At 54.8% G+C, this 20,179-nt stretch carries 19 protein-coding genes; 8 read left to right on the forward strand and 11 right to left on the reverse strand.

Annotation, left to right across the window (positions count from 1 at the left end; all coding sequences use genetic code 11):
* Nucleotides 1-178: 178 nt before the first annotated feature.
* Nucleotides 179-1,405, reverse strand: coding sequence for a pyridoxal-dependent decarboxylase, exosortase A system-associated (locus GRI39_RS04685; RefSeq protein ID WP_160738472.1), 1,227 nt, complete (start codon nucleotides 1,403-1,405; stop codon nucleotides 179-181).
* Complete coding sequence (locus GRI39_RS04690; protein ID WP_160738473.1) at nucleotides 1,402-2,925, reverse strand: acyl-CoA ligase (AMP-forming), exosortase A system-associated; 1,524 nt, start codon at nucleotides 2,923-2,925, stop codon at nucleotides 1,402-1,404. Before GRI39_RS04690 ends, GRI39_RS04685 begins: the two co-directional genes overlap by 4 nt.
* A 26-nt stretch (nucleotides 2,926-2,951) precedes the next feature.
* On the opposite strand from GRI39_RS04690, the gene GRI39_RS04695 reads away from it, so the two are divergent.
* The 4 genes from GRI39_RS04695 to GRI39_RS04710 are packed head-to-tail and all read left to right on the forward strand — an operon-like array spanning nucleotide 2,952 to nucleotide 5,768.
* Nucleotides 2,952-3,938 carry a GNAT family N-acetyltransferase gene (locus tag GRI39_RS04695; RefSeq protein ID WP_160738474.1) on the forward strand — a complete coding sequence of 329 codons (987 nt, stop codon included), beginning with the start codon at nucleotides 2,952-2,954 and terminating at the stop codon, nucleotides 3,936-3,938.
* A gap of 25 nt (nucleotides 3,939-3,963) precedes the next feature.
* Nucleotides 3,964-4,263 (forward strand): phosphopantetheine-binding protein, encoded by a 300-nt coding sequence (locus GRI39_RS04700; protein ID WP_160738637.1) that lies wholly within the window; start codon nucleotides 3,964-3,966, stop codon nucleotides 4,261-4,263.
* A 15-nt stretch (nucleotides 4,264-4,278) separates the two neighbouring features.
* Nucleotides 4,279-4,944, forward strand: coding sequence for a hypothetical protein (locus GRI39_RS04705; protein WP_160738475.1), 666 nt, complete (start codon nucleotides 4,279-4,281; stop codon nucleotides 4,942-4,944).
* A complete protein-coding gene (locus GRI39_RS04710; RefSeq protein ID WP_160738476.1) occupies nucleotides 4,941-5,768 on the forward strand; it encodes a hydrolase 1, exosortase A system-associated in 828 nt (275 codons plus the stop codon). The genes GRI39_RS04705 and GRI39_RS04710 overlap by 4 nt, the downstream gene beginning before the upstream one ends.
* Here GRI39_RS04710 and GRI39_RS04715 read toward each other — a convergent pair.
* Genes GRI39_RS04715 through GRI39_RS04740 form a run of 6 tightly spaced genes read right to left on the reverse strand, consistent with a single transcriptional unit; the run spans nucleotide 5,691 to nucleotide 11,899 of the window.
* A complete protein-coding gene (locus GRI39_RS04715; protein ID WP_343033288.1) occupies nucleotides 5,691-6,899 on the reverse strand; it encodes a class I SAM-dependent RNA methyltransferase in 1,209 nt (402 codons plus the stop codon). The genes GRI39_RS04710 and GRI39_RS04715 overlap by 78 nt on opposite strands.
* Nucleotides 6,896-8,287, reverse strand: coding sequence for an NAD(P)H-hydrate dehydratase (locus GRI39_RS04720; RefSeq protein ID WP_160738478.1), 1,392 nt, complete (start codon nucleotides 8,285-8,287; stop codon nucleotides 6,896-6,898). Before GRI39_RS04720 ends, GRI39_RS04715 begins: the two co-directional genes overlap by 4 nt.
* Nucleotides 8,271-8,633: a hypothetical protein gene (locus GRI39_RS04725; protein ID WP_211371428.1), complete on the reverse strand. Its 363-nt coding sequence runs from the start codon at nucleotides 8,631-8,633 to the stop codon at nucleotides 8,271-8,273. The genes GRI39_RS04720 and GRI39_RS04725 overlap by 17 nt, the downstream gene beginning before the upstream one ends.
* Nucleotides 8,634-8,693: 60 nt before the next feature.
* Entirely contained in the window at nucleotides 8,694-9,413 is a 720-nt protein-coding gene (locus tag GRI39_RS04730) for an N-formylglutamate amidohydrolase (protein WP_160738480.1), read from the reverse strand.
* Nucleotides 9,410-10,222, reverse strand: coding sequence for a 4-(cytidine 5'-diphospho)-2-C-methyl-D-erythritol kinase (locus tag GRI39_RS04735; RefSeq protein WP_160738481.1), 813 nt, complete (start codon nucleotides 10,220-10,222; stop codon nucleotides 9,410-9,412). The genes GRI39_RS04730 and GRI39_RS04735 overlap by 4 nt, the downstream gene beginning before the upstream one ends.
* A 33-nt stretch (nucleotides 10,223-10,255) precedes the next feature.
* The gene (locus tag GRI39_RS04740) at nucleotides 10,256-11,899 is read right to left on the reverse strand and encodes a 4Fe-4S dicluster domain-containing protein (RefSeq protein WP_160738482.1); all 1,644 of its coding nucleotides are present in this window, start codon (nucleotides 11,897-11,899) and stop codon (nucleotides 10,256-10,258) included.
* A gap of 80 nt (nucleotides 11,900-11,979) precedes the next feature.
* Between GRI39_RS04740 and GRI39_RS04745 the strand changes: the two genes are divergently transcribed.
* Genes GRI39_RS04745 through moaB form a run of 3 tightly spaced genes read left to right on the forward strand, consistent with a single transcriptional unit; the run spans nucleotide 11,980 to nucleotide 15,053 of the window.
* On the forward strand, nucleotides 11,980-12,750 hold the full coding sequence (locus GRI39_RS04745) for a uracil-DNA glycosylase family protein (RefSeq protein WP_160738483.1): 771 nt from the start codon (nucleotides 11,980-11,982) through the stop codon (nucleotides 12,748-12,750).
* Nucleotides 12,747-14,525 carry a lytic transglycosylase domain-containing protein gene (locus GRI39_RS04750; protein WP_160738484.1) on the forward strand — a complete coding sequence of 593 codons (1,779 nt, stop codon included), beginning with the start codon at nucleotides 12,747-12,749 and terminating at the stop codon, nucleotides 14,523-14,525. The genes GRI39_RS04745 and GRI39_RS04750 overlap by 4 nt, the downstream gene beginning before the upstream one ends.
* Entirely contained in the window at nucleotides 14,526-15,053 is a 528-nt protein-coding gene (moaB, locus tag GRI39_RS04755) for a molybdenum cofactor biosynthesis protein B (RefSeq protein ID WP_160738485.1), read from the forward strand.
* A 53-nt stretch (nucleotides 15,054-15,106) separates the two neighbouring features.
* Here moaB and uvrA read toward each other — a convergent pair whose 3' ends face one another.
* The 3 genes from uvrA to GRI39_RS04770 all read right to left on the reverse strand — a co-directional run bounded on the left by uvrA (nucleotide 15,107) and on the right by GRI39_RS04770 (nucleotide 19,510).
* Complete coding sequence (gene uvrA / locus GRI39_RS04760) at nucleotides 15,107-18,001, reverse strand: excinuclease ABC subunit UvrA (RefSeq protein WP_160738486.1); 2,895 nt, start codon at nucleotides 17,999-18,001, stop codon at nucleotides 15,107-15,109.
* Nucleotides 18,002-18,212: 211 nt separating this feature from the next.
* The gene (locus tag GRI39_RS04765; protein ID WP_160738487.1) at nucleotides 18,213-18,827 is read right to left on the reverse strand and encodes an inner membrane-spanning protein YciB; all 615 of its coding nucleotides are present in this window, start codon (nucleotides 18,825-18,827) and stop codon (nucleotides 18,213-18,215) included.
* Nucleotides 18,824-19,510 (reverse strand): Coq4 family protein, encoded by a 687-nt coding sequence (locus GRI39_RS04770; protein WP_160738488.1) that lies wholly within the window; start codon nucleotides 19,508-19,510, stop codon nucleotides 18,824-18,826. Before GRI39_RS04770 ends, GRI39_RS04765 begins: the two co-directional genes overlap by 4 nt.
* Before the next feature lie 65 nt (nucleotides 19,511-19,575).
* On the opposite strand from GRI39_RS04770, the gene GRI39_RS04775 reads away from it, so the two are divergent.
* A complete protein-coding gene (locus tag GRI39_RS04775) occupies nucleotides 19,576-20,172 on the forward strand; it encodes a TetR family transcriptional regulator (protein WP_160738489.1) in 597 nt (198 codons plus the stop codon).
* The last annotated feature ends 7 nt before the right edge of the window (nucleotides 20,173-20,179 follow it).

Raw genomic sequence — 20,179 nt, forward strand, 5'->3', positions numbered from 1 at the left:
CGCCTCATTCCTGGACCTGTTCAGCGCCCGAAGAGGGGCGCTGTTCACCATCTACATTAAATTCTTGCCCTCCTAATGAAGGAGAAATGGTGAATATTGCGTTAGTCTTTTGCCACCGTCCCAATTTCAAGCGTTCTTTTCATTGAACGTCCCGTTTTGAAACGAATGAGGTCTTGAATTATATGAGAATTTCTCTTGCAGGTCCGTGCCCCAAAAACGCTTCCGGGCTCGCTGTTGCACCATAAGCACCAGCACAAAACACCGCCACGAGATCTCCAATATCTGCGTGCGGCATAGATACCTGATCCGCGAGCCTGTCTAATGGGGTGCATAGGCAGCCGACGATGTTAACTACCTCTGTCGGCTCGGCAACAAAATGGGTCGCAATAGCCACCGGATAATTGCGCCTCACCACTGTCCCGAAATTTCCAGATGCCGCCAATTGGTGATGTAAGCCGCCATCCGTGATGAGATAAGTCACACCATGGCTTTCCTTGCGATCGACAATGCGGGTCAGATAGACTCCGGTCTCACCCACCAGATAGCGCCCCAGTTCAATGGCGAACTTCGTGCTCAGGAGGCCGTCAGGCAGGGTATTAAAGCGCCCTTGAAGAGCCGCACCGATGCGCGAAATATCCAATGACTTATCTGAATGGAAATAGGGGATACCAAACCCCCCTCCCATATTGAGATGGGGCAAGGGAACGCCGATATCGTCAGTCAATTGCGCTGCCAGCGCCAGCACATTGCCCTGCGTTTCAATGATAGCATCTGCATCCAGTGCCTGACTGCCCGTGAAAATATGCAAGCCCTGCCAAACAGCACCGCTGGCAATGACTTCGCGCGCCAGTTGCGGAACGCGATGAGCATCAAGGCCAAAAGGCTTGGCCCCGCCCCCCATTTTCATGCCAGATCCGCGCAATTCGAAATCGGGATTGACGCGGATCGCCAGCTTAGGCGCAATATTTTCAACATGGCCGATAGCAAGCGCCCGATGCGCTTCATTTTCGGATTCGCAATTAATGGTCACACCCGCGAGCAGAGCCGCACGCAATTCCCTGTCACGCTTACCGGGGCCGGCAAAACTAATCCGCTCAGGCGATTGACCAGCAGCCAGCGCGAGGTCCAGCTCTCCTGCAGAGGCAATATCGAAGCCATCGACCAGACCTGACATCAATTGAAGAATATCAGAATAAGGGTTTGCTTTTATAGCATAATGAATAGAAAGCCGCTCCGGCATTGCACGCCGTAAATCAGCCATACGGCTACCAATCAATTCTTTCGAATAGACGAAAAGCGGGGTGTCGCCGGCCTGATCTACAAGTGCCTCTGCCGTCATTCCACCAATAGACAATTGGCCATCAATACTATCGAAGCCACTGGGAATAGGACCAAATGGCTTCATGGCTGAATGTCCTTTGCAAGCGCTACCCGATCGATTTTTCCGTTCGGGTTGAGCGGCATTATATCGCGCCAGTGGATCATCTGTGGGCGCATGAAATTAGGCAATTCACGCGAAAGGATAGCCGGCAATTGTTCTTCTGCCTTAGCAAGATCATCTCCATGCGCCCTCACAACAAGGTGAACAGCTTGGCCAAGGCGCGCATCTGCAACACCAAGTGCCACCGCCTCTGCCACCAGACCACTGGCTAAAGCGGCCTCCTCGACTTCCTGCGGACTGATGCGGTTTCCCGCACTCTTGATCATCGCATCCCTGCGGCCAACAAAATACAAAAGCCCTTCCCCATCCCGGACGACCCGATCCCCTGACCACACAGCAATTCCGCCATAGCTGGATTGCTCAGGTGCAGGGCGAAAGCGCTCGGCAGTTCTTTCATCATCCTGCCAATAGCCTTGCGCGACCAGCGGCCCGCAATGAACCAATTCACCCTCTTCCCCCGCAGAAACCAGTTGCCCGGTATCGTTCATGACCAGAATTTCCGCAAAAGGAACGGCTTGCCCCATCGAGACTGGATGCTCCGCCACAAGCTCCGGCCGCAAGTAAGTGGAACGAAATGCTTCCGTGAGGCCATACATCGGAAAAATCTGTGTTTCAGGTAGCTTATCTTGCAACCCTCTGACCAGATCGAGGGTTAGAGCACCGCCACTATTGGTCAGGCGGCGCATCGATCTGGTCGCATCTTCTGGCCAATCCTGCTCCAGCAATTGCACCCAGAGCGGCGGGACCGCTGCCAATGTTGTAACCTGATGGCGCGCGCAGGCTTTGACCACATCGCGCGGAAGAAGATAATCCAGCGGCACCACGGCAGCCCCTGCACGCCAGGCCGACAGAAGCTGGTTCTGGCCATAGTCAAAGGATAGCGGCAGCACCGCAAGCACCACATCGTCGCTTTCAAGCTCCAGATAATGCGCCACGCTGACCGCACCGAGCCACATATTCGCGTGGGACAGCATCACCCCCTTGGGTTTGCCGGTCGATCCGCTGGTGTAGAGAATAGCGGCAAGATCATTCGTATCGGCATCGGATGGCGGTAACCCTTCACCGTCTAGCAGAGCAGGAATGCTCGCAATGTCGAGCGCAATACAATCCTGCGGCAAATCACCCTCAACCAAAGTGGACAGGCGCGCCCCGGTTCCAAGTAAAAGCTGTGCGCCACTATCCGCAAGAATATGGGCCACCTGACCATGTTTTAGCAGAGGATTTATTGGAACATGCACCAGCCCTGCACGCGGCGCAGCCAGAGGCAGGAGGCACGTCATCAGATCCTTTGCCCCCCAACTGGCAACCCGGGCACCCTTTTGCGGGACGTTCACGCTCAACCATGCAGCCAGTTGCGCCACTTTCTGACGCAGTTCCTTATAGGTGAGCAGGTGACCGCGCAGGATCAATGCTGTATCGCTATCATGGCCATACAACACGCAATGATCGAGCGGCAGAGGTTGAGGATTGGGCAATATCGGCATGAAACTTTCAAAGGGTCAGATTTTCAGTGATTGATATCAGCTATCACGACAGCAGTGATATCTTGCAAGGTCTTCCGCTCCATCACGATGGACCTTTCACCCATATTGAATGGTTTCAATTACTCGAAAAGTATGGATCCAAACCGCTGATTACCTTGGCAAAGGATAAAGAAGAGGCGGTTGCACTTCCGCTCTTAGCTACACTACGAGGGGCAACAATTTTCGGCAATTGGTATAATTTCACCTGGCAACCACTCGCGACACCCAAGGCAGATCACCCATCTCTCCTTTCAGCCCTCGCGAAAGATCTGCGCCGCACTCTGCCTACGGTTCATTTTGACAAGGTTCCCGAAGAAAATGGTGCATCCTCTCTGATACAAAAGGCCTTTTCCAATGCTGGGTGGACCTGTTTCAAAGAAGCAAGCGACACGAACCATTATCTTGCTTTGAACCACCAGAGCTATTCCGATTACCTCGCCTCTCGCCCTGGCCAGCTTCGATCCACTCTGAAACGTAAAGCAAAACACGTCGAAACAGAAATTCTCACATTTTTTGATAGTGTTGTATGGCAATCTTACGAAAAAATCTACAGTTTGAGCTGGAAGGGTTCAGAAGGCAATCCGGCACTACTTAAAGCGTTTGCCAGGCAGCAAGCCACTCACGGTCAATTGCGGCTAGGCCTTGCGCGCCATGAAGGGCAAGTGGTTGCAGCGCAGTTTTGGACTGTTGAGGGCGGCACTGCCTATATTCACAAACTCGCGCATAATGAAGCTTTCCCAAAACTGTCAGCCGGAACCATCCTCACCGCGGCACTGATGCGCCATGTAATCGATATAGACGCCGTAGAATACGTTGATTTTGGCACTGGCAACGATGCTTATAAGGCCGATTGGATGAGCGACACCCGCTCACGCTTTCGGATCGAATGCTATAATCCTTCGAAGCCGAAAAACTGGGTGCCGATTGCCCGGCAATATGCGCGAAAGCTTGTCTTGCACCGCAGCGCTGGCTAGGGAGCGCGCAATGACAGAGAGATCTATGAGCAGCGACCCACAAACTGGCAGCGTTGTTGAAACATCCGCCACGGATACTGACGCCACTTTGCGTGCCATTTTGCGCGACGTGCTGGCGCTGGACGCGGCCAAGGTAGCTTCTTTCGATGCAGATACAGGCCTCTTCGGCTATCTGCCTGAACTGGATTCCATGGCAGTTGCTGGTCTGTTAACCGAAATGGAAGACCGCCTCGATATCATCATAGATGATGACGAAGTGGATGGTGAAATGCTTGAAACATATGGTGCCCTGCTGGCTTTCTCCGAAGCCAAGCGCGGCCAATAGAGCAGATTTAACGCCATGATTTCTGCTTGGTCAGCGCCGACAGGCGAAGCGGAAATGGTGGCTTATTTTGATCACCAGCGCCTTCACCGCTTGCTGATACTGCCCGCTCTGTTTGATGAAGCCAATAAGATGCGGCATCAAACGCTGGCTGTAATGCGCCACCTTGATCACCGCCAAATAGACAGTTTTCTGCCCGATCTGCCCGGTTGCAACGAAAGCCTCGTACCGTTGGAAGAGCAGTCACTTTCCTTGTGGATCGATGCCGCCAAGGCAGCAGCACAATCTTTCCAGGCAACACATGTATTGGCGATCAGAGGCGGTGCCCTCCTCACTCCCCCTGGCCTTCCGGGTTGGCGCTATGCTCCGGTAAGTGGGAAAAGCATCTTGCGCCAATTGATAAGAAGCCGGACTATCTCCTCAACCGAAGCCGGCCGCCGGGAAAAGAGCGCGTCTCTTTTTGAGCAAGGCAGGAAAGAAGGAATTGAACTTGCAGGCTTTTCCTTAGGCCCATCAATGATTGCGGAGCTTGAGGAAAGCGAAATTCCCCTATCCCCTCGATGGAGGGATATCGAGCAGGCGAGCCTTAATGGACCACCATTGTGGCTGCGGGCAGAACCTGATTTCGCAGCAGATCAGGCGGAGAGACTTGCCGATATCATCGCCCAAGGCCTGAAAGTGTGAGCAGAGAGCACATCACGTTTGACTGCGAGGGTGAAACCCTCACCGGGACGATCGATCACGGCAAGCGCTCAAGCGGTTTGCTGATTGTATCAGGCGGAAATGAGATACGAAGCGGCACTTTTAGCGGGCAAGCGAAATTGACGGCTGAAATAGCTGCTCAAGGGTTTCCTTGCTTCCGTTTTGACCGGCGCGGGGTGGGTGACAGCAGCGGCATCAATCGCGGCTTTACGCAAAGCGCTAAGGATATTGCTGCAGCAGTGGCGATATTTCGAGAAAAATGCCCCTCAATAAAACGCCTGGTCGCATTTGGGAATTGTGACGCTGCGACTGCTCTTGTTCTGTTCGCTCCTCAAGAGTGCGATACTCTCGTCCTCGCGAACCCATGGACGCTGGAAGACGGGCAGGACGGGTGGCAGCCCATGGCCATCCGTGAGCGCTATGCCAAAAAGCTGCGCAACCCTTCAGAATGGCTCCGTCTTGTAAAAGGCCAAGTGTCACTCAGAGACTTAACAATAAACCTTTTCAAAGTCTTACAGAAGGACACTCAACCACTTTCTCTAGCGAAAGAGCTGATAGAAAAGCTGCAACGAGAGCCGCGCAAAACCTCTATTTTAATTGCGGAGCGCGATCGTACGGGGCAAGCATTCCTCAGCTACTGGACTGGCGGCAACCATAGCTTGAGCATCTGCAACGATGCCAGCCATGCTTTTGTAGAACCACATGCCAGGCAGTGGCTGCGGGACAAATTAATCGCCAGCCTTGAGCACGAAGAGGCTCGCCAGTTCGACATGGGTGGACCAACGGAATTGTCCGACGGGGCGTAATTCCTGTAAGATATAACCCGCTTCGATTAAGGCTTTGGAATCACGCGCCCAGCTTGAGGGGTTGCAACTAATATAAACGATCCGTTTCACACCGCTTGTGGCAAGCTGAGCTACCTGCTCACGTGCGCCTGCACGCGGTGGATCGAGCACCACACCATCAAAGCGTGAAAAGTCTTCAGATCTCAGCGGGTTGCGAAAAAGATCGCGATGGAAGCTCTTGATTGGCTTAAGATTGCGCCCCGCCCCCTGCTGACAGGCAAGATGCGCATCACGGGCAGCTTCTGCGGCCAGCACTCTTGCCGGATCAGCCAAAACAAACGCAAATGTGCCGAGACCAGAAAAAAGATCCGCAATCGTTCTTGCCTCAGCCAGCCATTCCTTAGCCGCCGCGCCAAGTGCATTTTCACCGTCAACTGTCGCCTGGAGAAAAGAGCCTGATGGGTAAGGAACCGGCGCCCCTCCTAAAGTAACTGTGATGGGATCAGGCTCCCACAAGGTTTCAGGCCCATAGCCCTGATCCAATGTCAGGCGGGCGAGACCGTGATCACGGCAGAAATCGAGCATGGCCTCAGTCTGCTCCAGCCCTTCCAATGTCAGCCCTTTGATCGCACAATCAACGCCCTGATCAGTCAGCACCAATTCGATATCGAGCGCATATTTGCCCTTCCGCCGCGCAAGGAGCGCGCGCAAAGGAGCGATCAGCGCGAACAGTTCAGGCACCAGAACATGGCATTCGCGCAGGTCCACCAGCTTGTGCGAACCCGCCTCGCTAAACCCGATCACCGGCCTTCCGCCGCCATTCATGGCTCGCAGATTTGCGCGGCGGCGACTCATTGGTGGTGAAAGGTGCACATCGCCGACATTTTCAGCCTCCAGGCCCTGTCCGCTGGCCGCGTGGACAACCCGGTCATAAACGAATTGGGACAGGGCCTCTTCGTTCAAATGCTGCAACTGGCATCCGCCGCAACGGCTAAAATGGCGGCATGGTGGCACTGCATGATGCGGCCCCGGCTCGATAGAACCATCAGGCAAAATGCGGTCACCCGGCGCTGCCATAGAAATATGGCGGCCGCTTTCAGTAACACCATCGCCTTTAGCAGCGACGCGTTGAATTGTTTCTATTGTGCTCACAGGCAGGCGGCGTAGGCGTTGCGGATGGCTGGCACAAGCTCCCCTGCAGTGAAAACTGCGCCAGCCTGCCTGGCCGCTTCCCCATGGAGCCATACGCCCTGACAGGCAGCATCCATCGCACTGCATCCTGTTGCCAGGCGGCTGGCGATAATGCCAGCGAGCACATCCCCCGTTCCGGCCACAGAAAGCCAGCTTGGCGCAGGAGGAGAGACTGCGACACGGCCGTCTGGCGCTGCTACAATCGTATCTGGCCCCTTGGCTACAATGACTGCACTGCTCTTTTGGGCAAGGTGCTGCAATCGCTCCAATCGGTCACCGTCAGGCGTTTCAAAGCTCCTGAAAAGGCGATCGAGTTCGCCAGCGTGAGGCGTCAAGATGAGCGGTGCTGTGCGGCTGTCGACCATCTCCGTTCGAAGAAGAACCAGCGCATCTGCGTCACATAATGTCGGCAAGTTGCGCGCCAGTGTAGCAATCAAGCGGTTGCGGCTGCGTCCATTACGCCCCAGGCCCGGACCGATAGCAAGAGCCGACAGACGGTGATCATCCAGCGCTTCATCAAGATCATCTCGCTCCACCACCAATTCAGCCGGCATGGATACCGGCAAATCGCTGGCAAGAAGCTTCACATAGCCAGCCCCTCCATGCATGGCAGCGCGCGCCGCCAACACACCAGCACCGGGCATCATGCCGCCGACAACTGCAAGCAAACCTCTGCTATATTTATGCGCATCGCGCGGTGGAGCGGAGAGTTCTGGCTTTGGAAAAAGGCGAGCAACATGATCCGGATCGTTAATGCCGATCCGTACCAATTCACGGCGCCCCATCATGTCCATCGCAGGCATCAGCCAATGCGCACATTTCCATGCGCCCAGTGCTATCGTGCAATCATATGATGGCAAGTTCGGATCAAGCGGCGCCGCATGATCGCTTTCGACACCGCTCGGCACATCAATAGCGACGCTCAGCCTGTGTTTGGATGAAAGCTGGCGAAGCTGTTCTGCCAATTTGCTGCCAAGCGGACGGGTTAAACCGCTTCCAAACAGGCAATCGACAAACACTTCCCCCGTGGCATCATCCGTAAAGGAGCCACCATATTCGGACCGTGCCTTCTTTGCAGCTTCGGTAGAAGGTTCAAATGCCGCGATGACATTCACCGGCACACCGCGCAGACGCAGGCTTTCAGCGATGACATAGCCATCACCGCCATTATTGCCCGGCCCTGTCAGCACTGTCACAGAACGACCAGCGCAAATCCGCCAGATCACATCAGCAGCGCCTTCGCCTGCACGCTGCATCAAGGTCCAGACCGTTTCACCGGCATCGATTAAAGCCTGTTCCGCTGCCCGCATCTGGGCGACGGTGAGAATTGGGTCAGCTGGCCGGTGCATGATTTTCTATCTTTGCAGGAAAGAGATAGCGGTCTTCATCTATAGTCACTTCTATGCTGTCACCAACGACCTGCGTTGTTGCGATACCGGCTCCATCTGCAGCTGAAATGCCAGTGCCATCATCGAGTACATAGAAGCGCCGGAAGCCACCATCGGGTTGATATACCGTTAGTGTCAGAACACCATCAACCAACGTACGTTCCACTTTGCAAACCTTGGTGAAATCCGTTGCACCATCCACAGCGCAGGCCAGTGGTTCACCATGAATTTCGCTTTGCGGGCTACCTGAGCAGGCCGTGAGCAGAAGCAGTGGAACGCTATAGAAGAATATCCGCATAGAGGTCATGTCCGCGATGAAACGCCATTTCAGGCAGATTGGTTAAGCACAATCTACTGCGGACTGCACTTAGTCCAGCGCCAGTGCAACCCTATTGGCAATATCGTGGATCAGTGCCGCCCATTTGGCCTGCCCCGCTTCATCGGCAATCAAATCATTGCGAATTTCAATCGCGATGTACGGGGTTCCCTGCGCTTCGGCATGGCGGTTCATCGTCGCGTTGAGCAATTTGCCTGAATAGGGCTCATTATCGCCAGTGATATAACCCTCTTCACGAAATAAGCGGATCGCGTGGCGCGCAGCACGGTCATCCTCATTATAGAGAATACCCACTTCCCATGGGCGTTCTTCCTGCTTGCTTTCCAATTCCGCTGTAAAGCTGTGAATAGACAGGATCAGCTTGGGCGGAGCGCTGGCAATCCAGCGCGAAAATGCTTCGTGATAGGGGTGGTAGAAACGCTGAATACGTGCGTCATGATCCGCCGCGAGATTACCAGAGATCTGATGCCCGTCGCTGGTTTCGGGAATGAGGCCTGGTGAATCCACTTCCCGGTGAAGGTCAATCACCAGCCTGCTCAGCGTTGCATGATGAACCGGAATACCATGAGAGGTGGCAAGCCGTTCCACCACGCCCAGTGTTCCGATATCAACAGCGATATGCTTACCTAACACTTCTGGGCTGACACCCAGATCGATATCATTGGGGACAGCGTTGGAAGCGTGATCGCAGATGGCAACAATTCCACCTTGAGCGGGCATTCCAACCTGTTTGTAGGGCAAACCGCTCATCTTAATTTTCCACTCATTTGCCACCAATCGCTATGCTGTGACGCACACCTGCGCGCTGCTGCCTGTAATGTTTCATCGTTGGAATAGAGCGCAAAGCAGGTCGCGCCCGATCCACTCATTCGAACGAGATCAGCGTCAGTTTCTCGCAAAAAGACGAGCACATCAGCAATTTCAGGGCAAAGCGAAATGGCCGGCGCTTCCAAATCATTGCGGCCATGTTTCGCAATCTGCGAAGGGTGCCCCTCTGGCATCGGGCCACGATCCAGACCATCCCATGCCGCGAATACAGGGCCAGTGGCGAGCGGAACGCGCGGGTTCACCAACAAGACTGAAGTGCCCGCCAAATCATTCTCGATGGCCAGCAATTCTGTACCCGTGCCACGGCCAATACAAGCACGGCTCTCAACGCAGGCCGGAACATCTGCCCCAAGGCGCGCCGCACGTTCAAGCCAATCATCAGGCAAGCCATGCATGTCTCGGATGAAGCGGAAAACCGCCCCTGCATCGGCAGAGCCACCGCCCAGGCCAGCCGCAACTGGCAGGCGCTTTTCCAATTCTATGGAAAGACCTTCACTGCGTGGCAATTGGCCCAAGGCCTTGGCCACGATATTATCGAACGGGTTGTTCAAGGCGGCCAAGAACTCGCCATGCACCGTCACCCGATCTTCACTGGAATAAGCGGCTGAGAGGTGATCGCCATTATCCACAAAAGCAAACAGCGTTTCCAGCTCATGATAACCGTCCTCGCGCCGCTTACGAATATGCAGCGCAAGGTTGATTTTGGCATAAGCCGTTTCATTCATAGCCATTACGAGGCGATCTTCATTCTCTGATGTTGGCAATCACATATTGGGATAGTTAGGCCCGCCGCCACCTTCCGGCGTCACCCATTCGATATTCTGGGTCGGGTCCTTAATATCGCAGGTCTTGCAGTGGACACAATTTTGAGCGTTGATGACCAATTGCTCAACACCCTCCTTCTCCACAAATTCATAAACTCCCGCAGGGCAATAACGTGCTTCTGGCCCGGCATAGAGCGGCAGGTTGATGCGTTCAGGGACGGTGGGGTCTTTCAACACCAGATGACAGGGCTGATCTTCTTCATGGTTGGTACCTGAAAGGAAGACCGAGGAAAGCCGGTCAAAACTGATGACGCCATCAGGTTTGGGGTACTCAATTTTCTTGTAGAGATCGGCACGGCCCGTCTTCTGCGCGTCCCGTTCATGCTTCATCGTGTATGGCAGCCCAATCTTGCATGTCCGCATCCACATATCCGCGCCTGCCATAACAGTGCCGAGTGCCCCGCCAAATTTCGAAACCAGCGGCTGAACATTGCGCACCTTCGATAATTCATCAGCAATCCAGCTAGACCGCAGGGCACTATCATATTCGTCCAGCGCATCCTTTTCACGGCCACCAGCAATGGCCGCCACAGCAGCTTCTGCCGCTAGCATACCGCTCTTCATGGCCGTATGGGTGCCTTTGATCCGCGGGACATTTACAAAGCCCGCTGAACAGCCAATCAAAGCCCCACCCGTAAAGGCAAGCTTGGGAACAGACTGCCAGCCGCCCTCATTAATCGCTCGCGCACCGTAGGAAACGCGCTTTCCACCTTCGAGCACCTGCTTGATGTCGGGGTGATGCTTCCAGCGCTGAAATTCTTCAAATGGGAACACATAAGGGTTTGCGTAATCCAGCGCCGTCACAAAGCCCAAAGCCACTTGCCCATTGGCTTGATGGTAAAGGAAGCCTCCGCCCCAGCTATCGCTTTCGGACAATGGCCATCCTTGCGTGTGAATAACCCGGCCTGGAACATGTTTGGCAGGATCAATGTCCCACAATTCCTTGATACCAAGGCCATAAACCTGTGGCTGACAATCCGCCTCAAGGTCGAAATGGGCTTTCATGCGCTTGGTCAAATGGCCCCGCGCACCTTCGGCGAAGAAGGTATATTTCGCGTGAAGCTCCATCCCCGGCTGATAATCATCCTTGTGCGAACCATCTGCGGCAACGCCCATGTCTTGCGTCGCCACACCCATAACCGCACCGTTTTCATCAAACAGCACTTCGGACGCTGGAAAGCCGGGAAATATCTCGACTCCCAATTCTTCCGCTTTTTCGCCCAGCCAGCGGCACAGGCTACCGAGCGACCCCGTATAATTGCCCTTGTTGGACATGAAAGGCGGAAGAACTGCATGAGGAACGGCAAATTTACCGGTTCTGGAAAGTGTCCAGTGACAATTTTCCGTCACCGGCACTTCGGCCATTGGGCAATCCTGCTCGCGCCAGTCAGGCAGCAATTCATCGAGTGAGCGTGGATCGACCACAGCGCCGGAAAGAATATGCGCGCCGATTTCTGAACCTTTTTCCAGCACACAGACATCAAGCTCTTCATTCAACTGCTTGAGACGAATGGCAGCGGCAAGACCGGCAGGGCCGGCACCGACAACCACCACATCATACGGCATGGATTCGCGTTCGCTCACAACTAGTCCCCGTTGAAATTCATATATCTTCTCTTGGGCCTTGATCGCAGAGGCTTGGCAGGTCAAGGCTTGGTACAGCAATGACCCAAAAACCAAGCCCCTCTTTGTATGATCAATTCTTAGCTGCTCAGGAATGGTGGCAGCAATCCGGCGTCAGCGAGGATTTCACCGAAACCCCGCAAGGCTGGCTGGCTGATACGAGTGCAAAGGAAGATGCAGCCGCAGCGCGTGCACGCGCTGCGAAAGAGGCGATAGCTGCTGCGGCAAAACGCAAACCTGACCTTCCCCGCCCCGGTGGAGACAAGGACCAATGGCCAGAAACACTCGAAGCATTCCCAAAATGGTGGCTAACCGAATCATCGCTTGATGAAGGGGGGAGCTATCCAAGGGTTGCTCCGCGCGGAAAACACGGCGCCAGCCTGATGATCGTCGTGCCCGAACCAGAAATCGATGACAGGGATATTTTGCTGGCCGGCCCCCATGGCACTCTGATCGCAAATTTCATGCGCTCTGCTGGCCTGAACGACGAAAACACCTATCTTGCATCAGCTCTTCCCCGCCATACACCACTTGCTGATTGGGCAAGCCTGAACAAGGCCGGCATGGGAGATGTTCTACGCCATCACATCAATCTGGTTGAACCCCAGCGGGTTCTTTTACTCGGCAGTAACATCTTATCGTTACTAGGACACGTCACAACGCAAGGCACTGCACGTTTTGCCAAAACTGTCCTTCAAGGCATTGAAGCGCCAGCACTTGCGGGTATCGATCCGGGAATGTTGTTAAGACGCCCCCGGAGACAGGGCAATCTGTGGCAGTGTTGGCTCGATTGGACGGAGGGCGAAACATGACCAGACCTGTACTTGGTTTCTTGGCGATGACGGCAACCATGCTGTGCGTCCAGCCGGCACAAGCCAAATCAGCACGAGAATATTTTGTCGCGCATGCGGTACAGAACAGCACACCAGAACAATTGAGCCGCGAAGATCGGGCATATTATTCGCAATTGTTTACAGCGATTGACCAGCAAAACTGGGCCACCGTCGAAAATCTACTCGCGCAAAAACCGGATGGCCTGCTTACTCCGATTGCTAAAGCTGAATATTATCTCGCGGCCAACTCTCCGCGTGTGGAACTCGACAAGATACAGCAGTGGCTGACGAGTGGAAAAGATCTTCCACAAGCTGCCCAATTGGCTCGCCTTGGGCTGACCCGCGGCCTTGGCGCTATGCCTAATCTTCCTCAGGAACAGCGCTTTGTTCCACAGCAATCCATGCCAAAGCGTGTTCTACCCCGCTCGATCAGCGATGGGACTATGCCTAACAATGTTCGTCAGCAGATCCTTGACCGGATCGTGGGCGATGATCCGGATGGCGCCCGCCAATTGCTGGATGGCATAGATTCCTCGCTCAGCCCGTCTGCCCGCGCCGAATGGCGGCAGCGTGTAGCCTGGAGCTATTATATTGAAAATAAAGACCCGCAGGCGCTCGCCATGGCGCAGACTGTCAGCGATGGCCAGGGCCCATGGGTTGCCGAAGGGGACTGGGTAGCTGGCCTTGCCGCATGGCGTTTGCAAGATTGCGACACTGCGCTCGCTTCATTTGATCGCGCAGCCTATGGGGCGACCAACCCCGAATTGCGCTCCGCAGGCTTTTACTGGGCAAGCCGGGCCGCACTGCGCTGCCGCCAGCCTGAGCGCAGTGCTGAATTGCTGCGCGGCGCGGCGCGTGAAGATGAAACACTGTATGGTATGCTCGCCAGCGAGCAGCTGGGCCGTGCCTTGCCTGAACGCGTGGATCACTCTGACTTCAGCCGCTCTGACTGGCATGAATTGCAAGACATCAACAATGTCCACATCGCTGTGGCATTGATGGAAATCGGACGGGATGTTCTGGCCAGCCAGGTGCTGATCCATCAGGCCAAGATTGGTAATCCCAAGGATTATGGCGCTCTTTCTCGTCTGGCTCGTGACCTGGGGATGCCGGGAACGCAGCTTTACATGGCCTATAATGCGCCTCCAGGCTCCTCAGCTGATCCGGCGTCACGCTATCCAACGCCCAAGTGGCAACCCGTAACCGGTTGGCAAGTCGATCCAGCCCTTGCCTATGCCCACACGCTGCAGGAATCGAATTTCCGGACCACTGCGGTCAGCCCTGCAGACGCTAAGGGCTTGATGCAGATCACGCCGATCACAGTGCGCGAACATGCACCTGCTTTAAAGATGAGCGCATCCCAGGTTGACCTCACAGATCCTCAGGTCAATCTCGCTTTCGGGCAGCAAAATCTTGAAATGCTTCGCGATGCTCCTGCCACTCATGGGCAGCTCCCAAAGATCATGGCAGCTTACAATGCAGGCCTTTCCCCGGTCACACGGTGGAACAGTGAGATCAATGATCAGGGCGATCCCCTGCTCTATATGGAATCGATCCCTTACTGGGAAACACGCGGCTATGTGGCCATCGTGATGCGCAATTACTGGATGTATGAACGTCAGGCACAGGCGGATTCCACCAGCCGTGTCGCTCTGGCAGAAAATGCCTGGCCACAATTTCCTACCGGCGAAAGCGCCAAAAAAGGCCGTGTCTATATGTCGGCACAGCGTGATAGCGATGAGAGTATGAATTGAATGGCAATTGACACGGAACGGACCTTCAAGCCGATCAAAATTGCCCTTCTCACCGTTTCTGACACGCGCGGCCCTGAGGATGATACGTCAGGCGATATTCTCGCAAAGCGCATCGAAGCAGCCGGACATAATTTGGCTGCACGGGCGATCGAAAAAGATGATGCCGGGATCATTGCCCAGCGCCTTCAGAGCTGGATTGACGATCCCGAGATTGATGCTGTGGTCTCTACAGGCGGCACAGGCCTGACCGGGCGTGATGTCACTCCAGAAGCGCTGGACCGGGTCAAAACAAGAGATATTCCGGGCTTTGGAGAGCTGTTTCGCTGGATCAGCTACAACACCATTGGCACCAGCACTGTGCAATCACGGGCCTGTGCGGTCGTCGCTGATGGCACCTATATCTTCGCCTTGCCCGGATCGAATGGCGCGGTGAAAGATGGCTGGGACGGTATCCTTGCTGAACAGCTCGACAGCCGCAACCGGCCTTGCAATTTTGTTGAGTTGATGCCCCGCCTCAAAGAAGTTTAAGCCGCTGCATCAGGCAGAGCATCTTTTCGCAAACATGCTCCGCCCGTTTATTGTCATCCCAGCATTGGCTTCAGATAATGGCCAGTGAAGCTGCGTGGTTCACTGGCGACTGTTTCCGGCGTGCCTTCTGCCACCAGCTGGCCACCTCTGACACCGCCTTCCGGCCCCATATCCAGCAACCAGTCCGCCGTCTTGATCACATCAAGATTATGCTCGATCACAACAACCGAATTACCCTGATCGACCAGCCGGTGGAGCACTTCCAGCAATTTGCGCACATCTTCGAAATGCAGCCCGGTGGTGGGTTCATCGAGAATATACAGCGTTTGCCCAGTTGAGCGGCGCGCCAGCTCCTTGGCCAATTTCACCCGCTGCGCTTCACCGCCAGACAATGTGGTTGCCTGCTGGCCCACCTTGACATAACCAAGGCCAACCTCGTTCAGCATGTGCATCTTATCGCGGATAGGAGGCACGGCTTTGAAGAACTCTTCTGCATCTTCAATCGTCATATCAAGTACATCAGCAATGCTCATACCCTTGAAGCGCACTTCCAGCGTTTCTCGATTGTAGCGCTTGCCGTCACACTCTTCACAAGTGACGTAAACGTCAGGCAGGAAGTGCATTTCAATCTTGATGAGGCCATCGCCCTGGCATGCCTCGCAGCGCCCGCCTTTGACGTTGAAACTGAAGCGGCCCGGTTTGTAACCCCGCTCCAGAGCTTCCGGCAATGCGGCAAACCAATCTCGAATATTGGTAAAAGCCCCGGTATAGGTGGCCGGATTAGACCGTGGGGTTCTGCCAATGGGTGATTGATCGATCTCGATCACTTTGTCGCAATGCTGGAGCCCGGTGATCTTGTCATGCGGACCTGCAATAATGCGGGCACCGTTCAATTCCCGCGCAGCGCCCGCATGAAGCGTGTCGATTGTGAAACTTGATTTGCCCGATCCTGAAACGCCGGTGATGCAGGTGAAGGTTCCCAGGGGAATGCTGGCCGTGACATTTTGCAGGTTGTTCGCACGCGCTCCGTGAACGGTCAGTTTCTTGCCATTCCCCTTGCGCCGCTTGGCCGGCACTTCAATCTTGCGCGTTCCATTAAGATATTGTGCCGTAAGGGATTTCTTCGATTTCAATATCTGCTTGAGCGTGCCTTCAGCGACAATATTACCCCCATGGACACCCGCGCCAGGCCCCAGATCGACAATGTGATCCGCCGCACGAATGGCATCTTCATCATGTTCGACGACAATAACCGTATTTCCAAGGTTCCTCAGCCGCTTAAGCGTTTCCAGCAATCGATCATTATCGCGCTGGTGAAGGCCAATCGAAGGTTCATCGAGCACATAAAGGACCCCGGAGAGGCCTGAACCGATCTGACTGGCCAATCGGATGCGCTGACTTTCACCGCCCGACAATGTGCCCGATGTCCGATCAAGATTGAGATAATCCAGCCCGACATTGTTGAGGAAGCCAAGCCGTTCGTTAATCTCCTTCAGGATCGCTTTGGCAATCTGCTGCTGCTGATCGGTCAACTTATCATTCAGCGCTTCGAACCAGGCATAGGATTCCGCGACCGAGAGAGAAACCGGGCCGGAAATGCTTTCTCCCGCCACTTTCACCGAAAGTGCTTCAGGTTTCAGCCGGGCACCGCCGCAGGTTTCGCAAGGCTGTGCTGTTTGATAGCGCGACAGCTCATCGCGCATCCAATTGCTTTCAGTCTGCAACAAGCGGCGGTTAAGATTGCCGATAACGCCTTCGAACGCCTTCTCCACCGTATAGCTCTTGCGGCCATCCTTGAAGGTCAGCGGGATTTTCTTGCCCCTGGTGCCGAAGAGGATCACATCACGGTGCTGCTGATCCATCTCGTTCCACGGTGTGTCGAGATCGAAACCATAGGCTGCGGCAAGGCTGGAGAGCACCTGCATATAATATGGCGAAGGAGGATTGCTCTTCGCCCAGGGCACAATGGCGCCTTTCTTGAGCGTCAGATGTTCATTGGGCACCACCAATTGCGGATCGAAAAGCTGCTTTTCCCCCAGCCCGTCACAGGTCGGGCACGCCCCCTGCGGTGCGTTGAAAGAGAATAAGCGCGGAGCAATTTCTTCAATCGTGAAGCCAGACACCGGGCAAGCGAATTTCTCGGAGAAGACGATGCGATTGGCTGGAAGCCCCGCCCCTTTCAAATTGCCCGCGCCTTCATCCTCAGCGTCACGCCCCGGAACCACACCATCTGCCAGATCGACATAGGCCAGCCCATCGGCCAGTTTCAACGCGGTTTCGAAACTGTCTGCAAGGCGTGTCTCGATCCCTTCGCGCACCGCAAGGCGATCAACCACAACTTCAATGTCATGTTTGAACTTCTTATCCAGCGCAGGCGCATCGCCAATTTCGTAAATTTCGCCATCAATTCTGACCCGCGTGAAGCCAGCCCGCTGCCATTCCGCCAGCTCCTTGCGATATTCACCCTTACGGCCCCGGACCACCGGTGCCAGCAGATAGAAACGCGTCGATTCCGGAAGAGCCATCACCCGGTCCACCATGTTTGAGACGGTCTGCGCCTCAATCGGCAGGCCCGTTGCAGGCGAATAAGGAACGCCAATCCGCGCCCAGAGCAGACGCATATAATCATATATTTCAGTGACTGTTGCCACGGTCGAGCGCGGGTTGCGGCTGGTGGTTTTCTGTTCAATGGAAATGGCCGGAGACAGCCCTTCGATGTGTTCCACATCAGGCTTCTGCATCATTTCAAGGAATTGCCGCGCATAGGCGCTCAGGCTTTCGACATAGCGACGCTGCCCTTCGGCATAGATCGTATCGAAAGCGAGGCTGGATTTGCCAGAACCTGAAAGGCCTGTGATTACAATCAGCGCATCGCGTGGAAGGTCAATATCGATGCCCTTGAGATTATGTTCGCGGGCACCACGGACGGAGATTTTCGTGAGCGACATGTCAGCAGATGTTCCGCAAATGTTCGTGTGGGTCAAGAGGGCATCGCATCACCCTGTAGGATTTCGTCTCCGCATGTGGTGCGCACCTTCAGGATTGCAACATAAACCCTTAAAACGATTAAGCCCCTGGGGTGATTGATGTGGTTAACTCCAATCACCCCAGGGGCTGCATTTCCTATAATATCAGAGCTTATCGCGTCAAAGCACGCAACTAAACGCTTGCCCCAGCACCAACAGAAGCACATGAGTTTGATGTCACCGTGGACGCTATTGCGCGCTGCTTCGCACGGCGCTTGCCGATCAATTTCATACTGACAATCTGAGTTAAAACGAGCAGCGGCTTGCTGGTAGCACCCCACACCGACATCAGCGTGCCCCACCATACGAAGCTGCAGGTCAATGCCAGCAAGATATTGAGCGCAGCCGAAAAAAGCATCGCCCCGGCCCAAATATAGCCCCACATCACCACCAGATCCGGCACGGAAGCGAGCGCACGTGCAGGAATATAGCGGTTCATCCACCCTCGCCTTAGCATCACCAGGCCAACCAGCGCATAGATCACCGTTGGCTTCAACATGATGAAACGCGCATCATGGCTCACCAGCGTTGCAGTTCCGCCGGCAACGATGGTCACAAGGCTAATCCATTGCAAAGCATCAACAGGCTGGCCGTGGCTCAGCCGCCAGCCGATCTGCGTTAATGCCAGAGCGATACCAGCACCAACCGCCAGCCCAAGATTATCCGTCAGCGCATAGAGTGCAAAAAAGACCAAAGTCGAGGCGAAGTCGAGCAGGATTGCTCGCCCGCCAATCAGAAGCTCTCTCATGACTGCATACTCTCATATAACAGGGGAGGCCTGATACCCAGATCGCTGCGCACTTCATTCAGCGGGCGGGCCAGAAGCGCTTCATAATCCTGATCCACGAGCCAACGCGCCTTTGCGCCATTGCGATAGGCTTCGCGGATCGCCGGACGGGCAGATTTGGGCACTTGCAGCCAGCTCATCGCAATAATCAGCAACTGCCCTGGATTGCGGGTATGCCGGTTCATGAAGGCAAGAAGACAAAGCTCTCCCAGCGGATCACGTCCATAGCCGGTCAAAATGTGAGTAAGATCATGCGCATCCCGCATCCGTGCAAGAAAGAGCTGTTCTTGCGGCGGAGCGTTTTCTGCCCGGCCTTCTGATGCCTCGACCAGCCCTTCGGCAGAGAGGTTCTCACTCTCCATAAACGCAAGGTAAGCGCGCCCCACACTGCCTGCCGGAAGCTCAGCCAGAGAATTGCGGTCCGTCAGTACCTTAAGCAAAGACCTCTCCTCACTCAGGAAGCGCTGGCCATTCAGACTATTCCGAAAGCGCGCAAACATCCGCGCAGAGGATCTTCCGCCCAAAGCCTGGAAGATCATGAATATCTGCCGTGTGTCATCAGGGTTCGTGCGTAAAGCCTGCACAGCTCGCAGAGCAGCGAGTGGGCGAAACGGAGTTTTGATTGCAGATGTGGTTGCGTTCATGGGACACCTCTTTCATGAACGTTACATAGTTATATAAACAAAATTGTCAATAGTGGTGACAGACCGTGTCAGAAAGAAAAAAACGCATTCGCAGAACGCCCGAGGAAGCCCGCAGGGTCATCCTCGATGCGGCAGAGAAAACGATGGGAAAGAATGGGCCAGCCGGCCTGCGCTTGCAGGACATTGCACGCGAAGCGGGCGTATCGCACCCCACCATTCTCCACCATTTCGGTAGTCGGGAGGGGTTAGTGCAGGCTCTCAATGTCCGTGCCATGGACAAGCTTACGCGCGGAGTGATCGAGGGAATGGATTCCGGCCAGGATGGTATTGCCCGCACGTTCGAAACCTATCGAAACGGGGTGGCAGAACGGTTGGTCTGGTTGCTTCAATCCGGCGTGACACCACCGGAAGAACGGTTAAAACTCTTCGATGATGTCGTTGACAGCCTTCATGCGGTACGCCGTAAATTTGCCAGCCCAGGCAATGAGCCTGACATCGCCGACACACGCCATATCGCGCACCTCACGACTGTAGCCGCACTGGGAGATGCTCTGTTTGGGCAAAGGTTACGACAAGCGGGTGAACATGAAGAGGAAGAACGTACCGCCTTTGAGGCATTCGTGAGAGAGTTGATCGAAGGCTTTCTTCGCGAAAAGGCATAGGACGATT

Origin of the sequence: Altericroceibacterium indicum (genome assembly GCF_009828105.1) — a bacterium.
Lineage (GTDB): Bacteria > Pseudomonadota > Alphaproteobacteria > Sphingomonadales > Sphingomonadaceae > Altericroceibacterium > Altericroceibacterium indicum.